Below are 12564 nucleotides of genomic sequence, written 5' to 3' on the forward strand. Positions count from 1 at the left end.
ACCTGTCAAGGATTTTTGAAATGTCACTAGCAACGCTTATTGACTCGGACCGCAAGCACCTCATCCATCCGGTGGCAAACTACCGCGCGCACGAAGCGCGAGGCGTCACCGTCCTGGAACGCGGTAAGGGCGCATGGCTGTACGACGCAAACGGAAACGAGCTGCTGGACGCGTTCGCAGGTCTTTGGTGTGTCAACACGGGATATGGTCACGACAGCATCGTGAAGGTCGCGTCTGAGCAGATGACCAAGTTGCCGTATGCCACTGGCTACTTCCATTTCGGTTCCGAGCCGGCAATCGAACTCGCGCAACGTCTTGTCGACATCTCTCCACGCAGCCTCCAGCACGTCTACTTCTCACTCGGAGGGTCGGATGCGGTGGATTCTGCCTTGCGCTTCATCACGCATTACTACAACGCAATCGGCCGTTCGAGCAAAAAGCACTTCATCGCGCTGGAGCGTGGATACCACGGCTCATCGTCAGTCGGTTCGGGTTTGACTGCAATCGGCAGCTTCCATCGGAACTTCAACGTTCCGCTGCCCACGCAACACCATATACCGTCTCCGTATCCGTACCGCAGCAGCACACCGGATGACGTACAAGCGATTATCGCGGCTTCGGTCAAAGCGCTTGAAGACAAGGTTGCAAAACTCGGAGCAGAAAACGTCGCGGCATTCTTCTGCGAGCCCGTCCAAGGCTCCGGCGGTGTAATCGTTCCGCCCAAGGGCTGGCTCAAAGCCATGCGCGATGCGTGCCGCCGACTGGACATTCTCTTCGTCGCAGATGAGGTCATCACGGCATTCGGCCGTACCGGTCCGATGTTCGCGTGTGAGCATGAAGATGTCGAACCGGACCTCATGACTATTGCAAAGGGCCTCACGGCGGGCTACGCCCCGATGGGTGCTGTTCTGATGTCCGATGCCATCTATCAAGGTATCGCAGACGGAAGCAAGCCGGGTGAACCTGTCGGTCATGGTCAGACGTACTCGGCCCATCCGGTGAGCGCAGCCATCGGCCTCGAAGTCCTTCGGCTCTACACCGAAGGTGGTCTGCTGGCGAACGGACAAGAACAGGCACCGCGCTTTGCTGCTGGCCTCGATAGTCTGCTGGACCACCCGCTTGTCGGTGATTCTCGGCACCTAGGTCTGCTGGGTGCGGTCGAACTCGTGTCGAGCAAAGCAACGCGAGCTCGTTTCGACCCTTCGCTACAACTCGCAGACCGAATCTTTGAAGCTGCGGGGCGAAACAAGATTATCTTCCGTGCTTTCGGCGACAACATCCTCGGCTTCGCGCCTGCACTCTGCTTCTCCGCGAAGGAAGTGGACATCATGGTGGAGCGTGTTCGCAAGACGCTCGACGACGTTCTGGAAATCGCAGACGTGCGTCGCGCGCTGAAAGACTAACCCAACGAAGTGCGAGTCCGCCATAGCAGTGGCGGTGAACAGAAATTGCGAAGGTATCCCTCATGGAACTGAAACTGAAGCGCGAAGAGCTTCTGCGCCGTCAAAATCTGATTGGTGGCGAGTGGACGGAAGCGGTCAACAATGCACGTTACCCTGTGACGAACCCTGCCACCGGCCTTGTCATCGTGGAAGTCGCCAATAGCAGCAAGGGCGACGCACGTGCCGCAACGGACGCGGCAGCAAAAGCGGCCAAAGGCTGGCGCGAGCGTCTTCCGCGCGAGCGAGCCCAGGTTCTCCAACGCTGGCACGCACTCATTATTGCGAACACCGACGACCTCGCGGCAATCATGTCGATGGAGCAGGGAAAACCGCTGGCCGAGGCCAAGGGCGAAGTTGCATACGGCGCCTCCTATGTTGCCTGGTTCGCTGACGAGGCAACGCGCATCTACGGCGACATCATCCCGCAGCAGCAACGTGGCAAGCAGATGCGCGCCGTCAAAGAGCCTATCGGTATCGTTGCGGCTATCACGCCATGGAACTTCCCTCTCGCGATGATTGCGCGAAAGATTGCGCCGGCCCTCGCAGCCGGCTGCACGGTTGTCGGCAAGCCCGCAGAAGACACGCCGCTGACGGCGCTTGCGCTGGCTGCTTTGGCACAAGAAGCCGGCGTGCCCGCCGGCGTGCTCAACATGCTCAGCGCCTCGCGTGACCAAGGTATCGAAGCGGTGGGCGAATGGCTCGCAGACGAACGAGTTCGGAAAATTACTTTCACGGGTTCGACGGCAGTCGGGAAGTATCTGGTTCGCGAGTCGGCTGGCACGCTCAAGAAGCTGTCCCTCGAACTTGGCGGCAATGCGCCGTTCATCGTCTTCGACGACGCTGACCTCGACGCTGCTGTCGTAGGCCTGATGGCGGCAAAGTTTCGCAATGGCGGTCAGACGTGCGTGTGCCCGAACCGAATCTACGTCCAAGCCGGCGTGTTCGACAAGTTCGCAGAGCTTCTCGCGGCGCGCGTGGGCGCTTTGAAGGTCGCGCCTGCCACCGACCCGCAGGCTCAAATCGGACCGATGATTAACGCGAAGGCCATCGACAAGATTGACCTGCATGTGTCCGATGCCGTGTCGAAGGGTGCCAAGGTCCTCACAGGCGGCAAGCGTCTCGTGGAAATGGGGCCGAACTACTACGCCCCGACCGTTCTCGCGCATGCAAACACGGAGATGCTCGTGACTTGCGAAGAGACTTTCGGTCCGGTTGCTCCGCTGTACAGCTTTGACTCCGAGGAAGAAGCGATTCGCCTGGCCAACGATACGCCGTTCGGTCTCGCTGCCTACTTCTATACGCAGGACATGCGCCGTGCCGACCGCGTCTCTCGCGCTTTGGAAGCTGGAGTTGTCGGCCTCAATGAAGGCGCAGTGGCAAGTGAAGCAGCGCCGTTCGGCGGTGTGAAGGAGTCGGGCTACGGACGCGAAGGCTCAAAGTATGGCCTGGATGATTACCTGTCCATCAAGTACATCTGCCAAGGCGGGCTTGAATAGGTCGTAGGCGGCTGTTTATTGGGCCATCGTCCGCAGGGACGATGGCCTTTTTCTTTGGCTGCCTCAGAACGCCTGCCGCACACCAACGCGAACGACCGCCTGATTGCTTGTGCTCGACGGCGTCACGAACGCCATGGCAGCGACCGCGGCCTTGCCCGTTGAATCTGTTCCGATGGCGTGTTCCCATGCCGCGATTGCGTAAAGCATCGTCCTCTTTGACAGGTCGTACTCAGCTCCCACGTTGACTTGGCTATACTTCGCGTTCTCCGCCTTCGTGTAGTTGTATGCAGCGCCGACCATCACCGCGGGCGTAATTCTGTAGGTCGCGTTGGCCTCTATGCTGTTGAAGGTCGCTGTACCCGAAAACGGAGTGGAACTTGTCGGAACCACGTCTTCGAATCGCGTGTTGGTGTACAGCACGCCAATCGTCGCACTACCCACAGCGTAGTTCAGGCCGCCCCCTGCAATCTGCAATGTGTGCGCCGAGACGTAGCCGCTAAAGGTCGGGTTCGTGATTGGATTCGCAAAAGTGGCGCCAGCCTGAGGATTCGCTGTTGCGTCGTAGAGCGATGTCGCCGGGTTGTTCAACCTCAGCAGTGCGGCCGAAGCGGTCACAGGGCCGCCCGCATAAGTCAGGCTTAATCCTTCACCACGGCCTTGCGAGAAGTTGCCCGCGACGCCACCGAGGCTGAAAAGCGCGCCAAGCTTGAAGCCAGCAAAATCCGGTGTGTAATACTTGATGGTGTTACTGACTGAGTAATCACCCCAGACATTATCTACGTCTCCGGCACGCGTCGTGAGCACGCCACCGAACTTGAGCGATGAAGCAAGCGGCATCAGAGCGTCTGCGATGAGGTCATACTGCCGCCCCAGTCGCAAACTACCAAACGGTCCATTCAGCGCGACGTAGGCTTGCCGTCCGAACAGACGACCGCCGTTGCCGAACTTCCCGGTATTCACGTCAAATCCGTTCTCGAGAACGGCAACCGCGCTTAGCTGACCACCGAGGTCTTCGACTGTCCGGAAGCCCCATTTGCTGCTACCGCGCCCGCCATTGACCATCTGGTAGTTGTGGGAGCCTGACTGGTTGCTCGTAAAAGAGAAGCTGTCGTCGACGACTCCGTAGAGAGTCACAGAGCTTTGAGCAAAGCACGTCGTTGAGCCGAAAAGCATTGCAGCGCACAGCACTGTCTTCTTCAATTGTCCCCTCCGGAAGGTATGAAATATCCGCCCGGCAGCGCGACCGATTGAAGAACGGTCGATGTGATTTTCTGACTGCCGAGCTACCGGACGTCAGTATTCCCGCAACTATTTTTGTCACCAATCGACGAAAGATAGGAAACGGATGCGCCGAGTTCGAACCTTTCGTACGTTGGAGGTCAGCGGCTAGTTGAGTTCCGCAATCGGTTATGGTTTCGCCTAGATACGACGCTGCGCGGGAGTGGTTTCTGCCGATGTGTCGAAGAATTGGAGAGGGAAAGCGAGCTGAAGCAGAATCATTCAGTGCAGCAATGCTGCAAGCTCCGACGCACACCACTTCTGGAATGCGTTTGCACGACCGTAGTTCATGTGATAGCCGACGGCGACCACTGCTCGGTGGCTCAACAGACAGCCACGTCGCTCGTTGCGCTTGAGGTCCCTCTCTTCGTTGATTTCGCCGGAGGCGGCAACCTGCCACAGAACCTTGGCTGCTCGCTCAGAGCGGATGCCGAAGAGATGGGCAACCTGATGGAAGTCGAACCATGCAGCATGCTCGTTCAGCTTTCCATGAATTGACCTAGTGCTAGACGCACAGACATACCGAACTGTTGTCATCTTGCACATGCTCCCTTAGTCGTCGTCTTCAGATAGCAGCTTTTCTAGCGGTACAGTCTGCTTGACGAAGGGAGACCGAATCACGATATAGCTGAAGTATTTCTCGATTCCAATATTGCGGTCCACCAGCTTTTCGATGACCTCCTGGTAGTGGCCGATGTTCTTGACGATGGACTTCAGCAGGTAGTCGTATCCGCCGCTGACAAGATGGCACTCCGTAATCTCATCGAAGTCCCGCAGATTCGACTCGAAGCGCGTGAAGTCTTCACGTCGGTGGTCGCGCAACATGATTTCGGTGAATACCGTAACCGTACTGGTCAGCTTGACCAGATTTAAATGAGCCCCGTAACCGGAGATGATTCCCGCGGCTTCGAGGCGCTTCACGCGTTGCAGACAAGGGCTTGCCGACAGCCCGACCGCATTGGCCAGGTTGGCGTTGGTCATATTGCCGCTCTTCTGCAGCTCGGCAAGAATCTTGATGTCGGTCCGGTCAAGCTTTTGTCGCATATCGTGCTTGTTCGAATTGCTGGGTGTCAATCGAAGACCATGTTACTTTCAGCGGGCCAAGTCCTCGTGGTGCGCCTTGACCAGTTGAGCCATGCTCGTGAACCTGTAGTCAACTTCAGGCTCGACCGAGTATTTCACGTTCGCGCCAGCTCCGCGCTGTTCATAGCGTCGCTGAATCCAGCACGAACGAAGTTGCAGCTCGCTCGCAGGTTGATGGTCGTGGTAGACGCTATCCGCGACGTGCAGTGTATCGTCCTTACCAATGCCCATCGATGCGAGCGTAGAGAACAGATATTCGAAGTTGTTTCGCGAAGGCTTGTACGAACCGACATCCTCAGCCGTCACGATGGCGTCAAAGTCGACAGCGAGCTTCTCATTTGTGGTCCTGAAGCTGCGGTTGTCTACATTGGAGACAACCACCAGCTTGAAGTATTTCTTCAGATATTGCAGCGTACTTGGCGAGTCTGGGAATGCCGGCCAGTCTCCGACTGAGGCACCGTACGCGACCGCTTCTTCCCAGCGATACGACACCCCCCATTCCTCTGCCAGCCGTTTGAAGACCACCTGAAGCACGCGGTCATACGGCATGGTCGGCGTGGCTTTCTGCTGATACGACTCGTGGCGGGCGTGAGCTTCAAGAATCGCATCACGTGTAAGAGGCTCGGCGACTCGGGACACCAATGCCGACAGACCTGATGTGATACCCGACTCCCAGTCAATGAGAGTTCCGTAGCAGTCAAATGTGAGTGCCTTGAAATCCGTCAAAGCCACAACGCCCCCTGTGTGTCAGTCGCCTGCAATCAATCTTAGCCACCTCAATGGTCTCGTCTGCCTCGACCGCGTAAAAGCGGCTCGCAGTTCCAAGGCCGACGAGACTCCATTGTCTTACTTATTTGCCAGTTCTTCCTGGTGCGCTTTCGCGAGCTCTGCCATGCTGTTGAAGCGGAAGTCGATGTTGGGCTGCGAGCCCGGGTTCATCGTCGCGCCGAAGCCCGGCTGCGAATGACGGCGATAAATCCAGCACGACGTCAGACCGAATTCGTTTGCAGGCTTGTGGTCATGGAAGAGACTTTCTGCCGTATGCAGAATCTTTTCCTTCTTGATACCGCGGTCACCGAGCTTCTCGAGCATGTATTCGAAGTTGCGCGGCGACGGCTTGTACGAACCCACGTCTTCCGCTGTGATGATGGCGTCGAACTCAACCTTCAGCTTGGCGTTGCTGTAGGTAAAGCTGTCGTTGTCGATGTTCGACAGGATGACGAGCTTGAAATGCTTCTTCAAGTATTGCAGTGCTTCGGCGCTGTCCTGGAACGCCGGCCAGTTCTGGACCGAGCGACCATAGGCGACGCATTCTTCGTGCGTGAACGGCAGACCCCATTCTTCGGCCAGACGCTTGTACACGATAGGCAGCAATTCCTGATAGCGCTTCGCCGGCGTGTACTTCTGTTGCGACGACTCGTGACGGGCATGCGCCTCCAGCACCTGGTCGCGCGTCAGCGGCGTCTTCGCCCGGTCCAGCAAGGTCTTCAGCCCCTGGAAGATTCCGCTCTCCCAGTCAATCAAGGTGCCGTAACAGTCAAACGTAAGGGTGTTGAAGTCGGTCAGTTTCACGGATTACTCCTCTCATGTGTCCAGTTGAAGAACACAGTTTATTGAGCACCGGCAGCAAGCAGGACTTTAATCGAGGGACGGAGCAGCAGCTTTCACCGTCCTGAGCCGCCGCGGCAGCAACTTCTGCTGCCTTCGTCTTCTTGCCTCCAGCCTACGCGTTTTCCCTTACGGAGTGGTCCCACAGAACGGCCAAGGGCACCCCGGCAAGATTCATATCGTCATCAGCGCGGACCTTGCCGGCATTCGGGCTCGTCGGCGCACAACTACAAAATGAGTTCGATGTTTTCCTACTTCGAAGTGGAAGACAGCTATCGATGGATAACGCAGATTCAGTCATTTTGAAGGAGCCAAGATGACTACCATCGGCGTGCTCGTGACCGTTTTGATGTGGAGCACCCTTGCGACGAGCGTGGACCTCCTGCATGGCACCCCCACGTTGTTCGTCAACGGCATCGCTCTAACAATCGGCGGAGTCATTGGTCTGCCGTGGTTTCGCCACTGGAGAATGCCGCTGACGCTCCTGCTTTCCGGCAGCGGTTTGATGTTCGCTTATCACGTCATCTACTTTTACGCGCTGCAACTCGGCGACCCAATTGGTGTAAGCCTCGTGCACTACCTATGGCCAATCATCATTGTGTGCATGACAGGCTGGCTGGCACCTGCAGAACAAAAGCCCCGGGTCCTGTATGCCAGCGCGCCGCTCGGCTTCGGAGGAGCCGTCGCCGCTTGCTGGTCGATGCAAGAGCCGCTGTCGACGCACGTCACAGCAGCCTCGATGGGGTCGCATGTGCTCAAGGAAATCGCGGCTTACCTTCTAGCGTTGCTTTCGGCTCTTGCCTGGGCCGCGTATTCGGTTCTCGGTAAGAGATTCAAATCAATTTCCAGCCTGTCGGTGGGCGCCTTCTCGCTACCCGCCGGTTTGGCATGCCTTGCGATGCACTTTCTCACGAGTGACTGGCCAAGGCTGCCAGCACAAGACTGGCTCGTACTTGTCTACATGGGTCTCGGCCCTATGGGTACAGCGTTCTATCTGTGGGATTCAGCGATGAAAGCGGGTAACACAGGTCTAACGACGGCGTTGAGCTACGCGACTCCTGTTCTTTCAACAATCTTCCTCGGTCTACATGTCGCGAAGCCATTGCCGCCCGCCTTGTGGCTCGGAGTTGCGATGGTCACCGTCTCTGTCGTTATGGCACGTTCTCGGCGCCGGCCGGACGCCGAGACGACAAGCACGCGAGCGCCTCAGAGCGTGTCCGAGCAATAGTGTCGACCGCGCCACCGATATTTGATTTTCGAATAGAAGGGCAGGCGCCTTCCGACCTGCGACTCTCGCTCGCTACCTTGATAGAACGCTCCAGCCGTAGAATCGCCGAGGGCAGCTCACTCCCCAGCCGCCAACCACTCATCGCGCGTTTGCTGATGCATGGCTCCTCGCTTCCTTCCCACCAACCTCCAACTTCCCTCTGAACCAAATGAAAAAGATTCAAACCGCACAGGCGCCGGCGGCTATCGGGCCGTACTCGCAAGCCATCGCCAACAACGGTTTCCTGTTCGTCTCCGGACAGATTCCGCTCGACCCGAAAACTGGAGATGTGGTCGGCTCCACCGCGGCCCAACAAATCGAGCAGTGCCTGAAGAACATGACCGCCATTGTCGAAGCGGCTGGTACCTCTCTTCGCAAGACCGTCAAGACCACCGTACTGCTGACGGACCTCGGCGAGTTCGCCGCAGTGAATGACGTCTACAGCCAGTTCTTCGCCGAGCCGTTCCCCGCTCGCGCCTGCTATCAGGTTGTCGCGCTTCCGAAGGGTGTTCGAGTCGAAGTTGAGGCTCTGATTTCCATCGATTGATTCTCTGCTTTCCACTTTGCTGGCCGCCGGCTCATGAGGACGGCGGTGGTTCCTTTTGCGCCATCGCGGCACGCCGAACGCATCGGCAGATAGCCGTGGCGAATCTGGGAACCGTCCACCTTAGCGTCTTCAGACAACATCTTCAGATAACGAATCTGGCCAATGCCCTGTTGTAAATTGCAGAATAAGCCTTGTTTTAAGGGGTTTTCTGCTTGCATTGGCTACAAACCATTGCTACGCTTGCCTTCAGCTTAAGACGGCGCATGTGCCGAGTGCTCTATCTCTGGGGTGCCTCGTCTTAAGCATTCTCGAAACCAGAAATGAGGATGTCCATGGCAACGAAGACGGCAAAACCCGCAGCCACAAAGGCTGCAACCAAGACGGCAGTGAAGAAGGCTGCCGCCCCGGCGAAGAAAGCGGCCACGGCGCCTACTGCGCTCAAGCCGATGAAAGATACGTTTACCAAGGCGTCGCTCGCTACTCACGTCGCCACGCAAGCCGGCGTCGACCCGAAGCAAGCGAAGGCCATCCTGGCGGCTTTGGAAGACACTATTTTGGGCTCTGTTCACAAGAAGGGTGCTGGTGAGTTCACGCTCTCCGGCCTGCTCAAGATTGGCGTGCAGCAAGTGCCAGCCAAGAAAAAGCGCTTCGGCAAGGACCCGTTCACGGGTGAGGAGCGCTGGTTTGACGCCAAGCCGGCGAGCGTGCGCCTGAAGGTGCGCCCGCTGAAGAAGCTGAAGAACGCCGCCGCATAAGCGCCGCGTCGCTTGTTAAAAAGCCCGCTTTTCGAGCGGGCTTTTTTTCGACATCGACTTCAGCAGACAACTTCGAGCCGGGTTCTACCGAAACTCGCGTCGGTGCGGCCCAACCGAATGCGAGGCATCCTGCCTGTGCGTTCCGACATGCTTCTCAGACGCTACATGATAGTTTTGCATCGGGCAGGCCCGTGGCCACACCAGACGAACACCATCTTCTGAACACCTATGTTTCAATCCTGTTTTCTTCTAACCGCTTCTCGCCCGTCTCGCTTTGCGCGATTTGATGAGATTTTTCGTCGAGACCTTCGAAGAACTCCTCGTCGTTAGGATATTTTTTCGCAAGCACATCCCAAATCATGATGTCGCGAAGGTTATGTCGGTCCTCTCCGTAATGTGCCTGCCGATGGTCGTCCGCGCAAATAGCGACTACATTCCGTTCGTCGTCGGGACCGCCGCAATTCAGCGGGATGACATGGTGCGCCTCCAGGTAATAAGCGCCGCTTGCTGTCACGAAGCCCTTTTTTTCACATAGCTCACAATTCCCATCCGCAGCTCGCAGCTTCGCTGCGCGGACCACGGCCGAATCTCGCTCGTAAATGGCAGTGACGGTGGCTGGAGCAACGGCCTTCTTTGCGGAAACAGCAGATGAAGCGGCAAACATAGCTCGGCGCAACTCTTCATACTCTAGGTCTTCAGCATAAGGGTCGAACTCGACGGGCTGCGGCTTGCCGCGGATAACGACAATCCGTCGGTCTTCATTCAGGTGATGTGGGTACCAGAGGACGGGGTCCAACTCGCGCTGATGTGCTTCGCTCGTCTCCCGCAGCCCTTTCCTGCGTCGTACTCCATCAAGAATAGCCACATGAATCGGCTGCTTTCGATAGTAGGCCTCCACCATCAACGCCGATACCGCATCTGCACGGTTCAATTGCACCGGGGTGGCAGTTGCGATATTTTCTTGCGCCCAATCCGAGGCTCTGTCGATGAATGAAATTTCGTCGCCGTCCTCATCCATACCGTCGTGCCAGATGTTGACCAGGTAGGGACCACCTTCGCCTTTGAAGCACCAATCGTACTGCGTCGTCATAGGGACACCGACCTTCTCGGCGATGTCGCGGACAAGCTGCTTCGTAACCGGTTTCAGGTCTGCCAAAGTTGTCATATCTTTATCTGCAAGTGAGGGCGCCGCGCGTCAAATATGATTGCCGCCGCACTGGGTATTACTGGCTCTCGGAGGTAGTACGCACGGCAGTCGGCTCTCCGGTCTTCCGGAACATCTCGTCCATCAGGTCTTGCACTACACCGTCGGCATTCGGGAATTGATGTAGCACGGAGTTTTTCCAATGACCAGATGCAATCAACCCGCCGGAAGGTGCTTTGTAGAAGCGAATGTCCATCGAGCGCAGGTACATAACGATGTCCCAGAACCAGCTGTCTGTGTACGACACGTTCATGTCTGCCTTGTCGCAAGCCGGCGCCAGCGCCACGGACACGCCGTGGTTTTCGAGATTCCGCTGAATCGCCGCGTCCATGTCCGCCGACCTACCGCCATGGGCAGTGAAGCAGGCGGTAGTCATCGGGGATTTGCCCGACTGCGGTCCACCGGTCACGGACTGAGTCGTTGAGCAGCCGGACAAGGCGACGAGCGTCAGGGTAGCGAGAATCATTTTATGCAAGTGCACTGCGTCCTCCGGGTGGTATGTCAGTGGACGCTTTAACGGCGCAAGCCCAAGCAGACTTGAATATTTTAGAGCCCGGTAATTACCATCGGGTGGCCATCCTTGCAGGCGCGGTCGACGTCCTGCTTCAGGCTCGTTATCTCATCTCATGGATGACGGCGTGACCGTGCGGTGCGATGGCGAGGAATGAGCGCTCGATTTCGGCCGGGAGCTCCGATTGATTGATACTGCGTTGAAGATGGCTGGGGTCGACACAACGCTCGAACGCCAATTGCAGAGGTTAAATATGCAAACTGAGAAGTATCTTGTCTACCCTCACAAATCCGATGACGGCGACATGTTCCCCGGCGTCTTGCCCGCGTATGCTGCCTGAATTCTTGAGAACTCCGCGAGCGACTCTCTAGGAGTATTGTTGTGTGACAGTCTCGATTGCGTTGCGCAATCCGACTCACCGAAAACGGCTGGTAGCAATCTTTCATGTTCAACGGAGGTGGCGATGAGCAAAGGAACAGGCGGCGGTCAAAGGGGCGCTCGCGGTAGCTCGGGCGGCGCATCGAAGGGCTCATCCAGTAGGGCTAAGTCGGGCGGGAGCGGCGGCCGGCCAGGAGGAGGCCCCTCAGGTGGCAATTGGCCGAGTACGACTGGAATTCCGTCCGGCGGTGGGCGCGGCAATGCGGCACCTCGCGGAAGCCGGTGATGATTGGTTCGTGAGGCTGGATACGCGGGCCGCGAAGGTTGGGACGCACTTTCGAACGACACCGGAACCCACTTGCAGCACTGCAAGGAAGCAAGAATCGAGGTTCTGCTTCCCTGGGAGGCAGCAAATTGCTGCGAATTTCATCGTCTCATAGCTTATCGCCTAGTCTGCCGACGTTTTTTGCAAACAAATCTCCCCTGCGAGCCGAGAGTTTTGCGGGCGCACGCCTTTTTTGCAAAATCATCATCCCCGTTGCGCCGTATACATAACGCTGCCCGATTCGTTGTGCAGCCGCGTGACCGGTCGGACATCAACGACAGCGGTCGCGGGCTAACCGGTACTGTGGGATAGTCTTGAGACACCGGACGGGGTGGCGAAGTTAGCGCCCTGAGGCGAACGGCTGACGGGCGACTCTCGCTCCGAGGGGCATCTAACGATGCATTGGAACGTGTCTGATGGCCCCGCTCAGGATAAGGCGGGGCTCAACTTCACCAAGGGGCATTCATAAAAACAAAGCATGCAGCGTGGAGAGTCTTGCTTAAGGAGCCGAAGAAGAGTGAGCGTCAGCTGCGTGAGCGAGTTCGCTCCTCGGAACGCTGTGCTGAGTTGAGCACCGCCGTGCAGATGCCAGTCTCGATAATAGCTGGGAGAATCGGGGTGTGCAGCCGTCGCTCGACCCTGCAACGATGCCTCGTCATAGTTAGTGCGC

At 57.4% G+C, this 12564-nt stretch carries 12 protein-coding genes; 5 read left to right on the forward strand and 7 right to left on the reverse strand.

The features are described from left to right. The first annotated feature begins 20 nt into the window (after positions 1-20). The gene (locus tag ACEN8U_RS26955) at positions 21-1403 is read left to right on the forward strand and encodes an aspartate aminotransferase family protein (protein ID WP_413657927.1); all 1383 of its coding nucleotides are present in this window, start codon (positions 21-23) and stop codon (positions 1401-1403) included. Between the two features lie 62 nt (positions 1404-1465). Beyond that, positions 1466-2938: an NAD-dependent succinate-semialdehyde dehydrogenase gene (locus ACEN8U_RS26960; protein WP_413657929.1), complete on the forward strand. Its 1473-nt coding sequence runs from the start codon at positions 1466-1468 to the stop codon at positions 2936-2938. 63 nt (positions 2939-3001) lie between these two features. Here ACEN8U_RS26960 and ACEN8U_RS26965 read toward each other — a convergent pair whose 3' ends face one another. The 5 genes from ACEN8U_RS26965 to ACEN8U_RS26985 all read right to left on the reverse strand — a co-directional run bounded on the left by ACEN8U_RS26965 (position 3002) and on the right by ACEN8U_RS26985 (position 6871). Then, entirely contained in the window at positions 3002-4138 is a 1137-nt protein-coding gene (locus ACEN8U_RS26965) for a porin (RefSeq protein ID WP_413657931.1), read from the reverse strand. Positions 4139-4438: 300 nt separating this feature from the next. After that, positions 4439-4753: a hypothetical protein gene (locus ACEN8U_RS26970; protein WP_413657933.1), complete on the reverse strand. Its 315-nt coding sequence runs from the start codon at positions 4751-4753 to the stop codon at positions 4439-4441. Between the two features lie 15 nt (positions 4754-4768). Then, positions 4769-5260, reverse strand: coding sequence for an Lrp/AsnC family transcriptional regulator (locus ACEN8U_RS26975; RefSeq protein WP_413657935.1), 492 nt, complete (start codon positions 5258-5260; stop codon positions 4769-4771). A gap of 48 nt (positions 5261-5308) precedes the next feature. Further along, positions 5309-6031, reverse strand: coding sequence for a haloacid dehalogenase type II (locus ACEN8U_RS26980; protein ID WP_413657937.1), 723 nt, complete (start codon positions 6029-6031; stop codon positions 5309-5311). A 114-nt stretch (positions 6032-6145) separates the two neighbouring features. Then, positions 6146-6871 carry a haloacid dehalogenase type II gene (locus ACEN8U_RS26985; RefSeq protein ID WP_413657939.1) on the reverse strand — a complete coding sequence of 242 codons (726 nt, stop codon included), beginning with the start codon at positions 6869-6871 and terminating at the stop codon, positions 6146-6148. 352 nt (positions 6872-7223) lie between these two features. On the opposite strand from ACEN8U_RS26985, the gene ACEN8U_RS26990 reads away from it, so the two are divergent. The 3 genes from ACEN8U_RS26990 (at position 7224) to ACEN8U_RS27000 (ending at position 9476) form a co-directional block, all read left to right on the forward strand. Next, positions 7224-8135, forward strand: coding sequence for a DMT family transporter (locus tag ACEN8U_RS26990; RefSeq protein ID WP_413657941.1), 912 nt, complete (start codon positions 7224-7226; stop codon positions 8133-8135). A gap of 208 nt (positions 8136-8343) precedes the next feature. Next, on the forward strand, positions 8344-8721 hold the full coding sequence (locus tag ACEN8U_RS26995; protein WP_413657943.1) for a RidA family protein: 378 nt from the start codon (positions 8344-8346) through the stop codon (positions 8719-8721). Positions 8722-9053: 332 nt separating this feature from the next. Further along, complete coding sequence (locus tag ACEN8U_RS27000) at positions 9054-9476, forward strand: HU family DNA-binding protein (RefSeq protein ID WP_413657945.1); 423 nt, start codon at positions 9054-9056, stop codon at positions 9474-9476. A 226-nt stretch (positions 9477-9702) separates the two neighbouring features. Here the strand turns inward: ACEN8U_RS27000 and ACEN8U_RS27005 are convergent, their stop codons facing one another. Then, positions 9703-10641 (reverse strand): HNH endonuclease, encoded by a 939-nt coding sequence (locus tag ACEN8U_RS27005; RefSeq protein ID WP_413657947.1) that lies wholly within the window; start codon positions 10639-10641, stop codon positions 9703-9705. Positions 10642-10699: 58 nt separating this feature from the next. After that, a complete protein-coding gene (locus tag ACEN8U_RS27010) occupies positions 10700-11155 on the reverse strand; it encodes a hypothetical protein (RefSeq protein WP_413657949.1) in 456 nt (151 codons plus the stop codon). Between the last annotated feature and the right edge of the window lie 1409 nt (positions 11156-12564).

The organism is Paraburkholderia phenoliruptrix (genome assembly GCF_047325075.1).
GTDB lineage: Bacteria > Pseudomonadota > Gammaproteobacteria > Burkholderiales > Burkholderiaceae > Paraburkholderia > Paraburkholderia phenoliruptrix.

Bases quoted from the DNA above. Each gene is read 5' to 3' on its own strand.
- ACEN8U_RS26955 (WP_413657927.1), top strand. From the start codon at position 21: ATGTCACTAGCAACGCTTATTGACTCGGACCGCAAGCACCTCATCCAT.
- ACEN8U_RS26960 (WP_413657929.1), top strand. From the start codon at position 1,466: ATGGAACTGAAACTGAAGCGCGAAGAGCTTCTGCGCCGTCAAAATCTG.
- ACEN8U_RS26970 (WP_413657933.1), bottom strand. From the start codon at position 4,753: ATGACAACAGTTCGGTATGTCTGTGCGTCTAGCACTAGGTCAATTCAT.
- ACEN8U_RS26975 (WP_413657935.1), bottom strand. From the start codon at position 5,260: ATGCGACAAAAGCTTGACCGGACCGACATCAAGATTCTTGCCGAGCTG.
- ACEN8U_RS26990 (WP_413657941.1), top strand. From the start codon at position 7,224: ATGACTACCATCGGCGTGCTCGTGACCGTTTTGATGTGGAGCACCCTT.
- ACEN8U_RS26995 (WP_413657943.1), top strand. From the start codon at position 8,344: ATGAAAAAGATTCAAACCGCACAGGCGCCGGCGGCTATCGGGCCGTAC.
- ACEN8U_RS27000 (WP_413657945.1), top strand. From the start codon at position 9,054: ATGGCAACGAAGACGGCAAAACCCGCAGCCACAAAGGCTGCAACCAAG.
- ACEN8U_RS27005 (WP_413657947.1), bottom strand. From the start codon at position 10,641: ATGACAACTTTGGCAGACCTGAAACCGGTTACGAAGCAGCTTGTCCGC.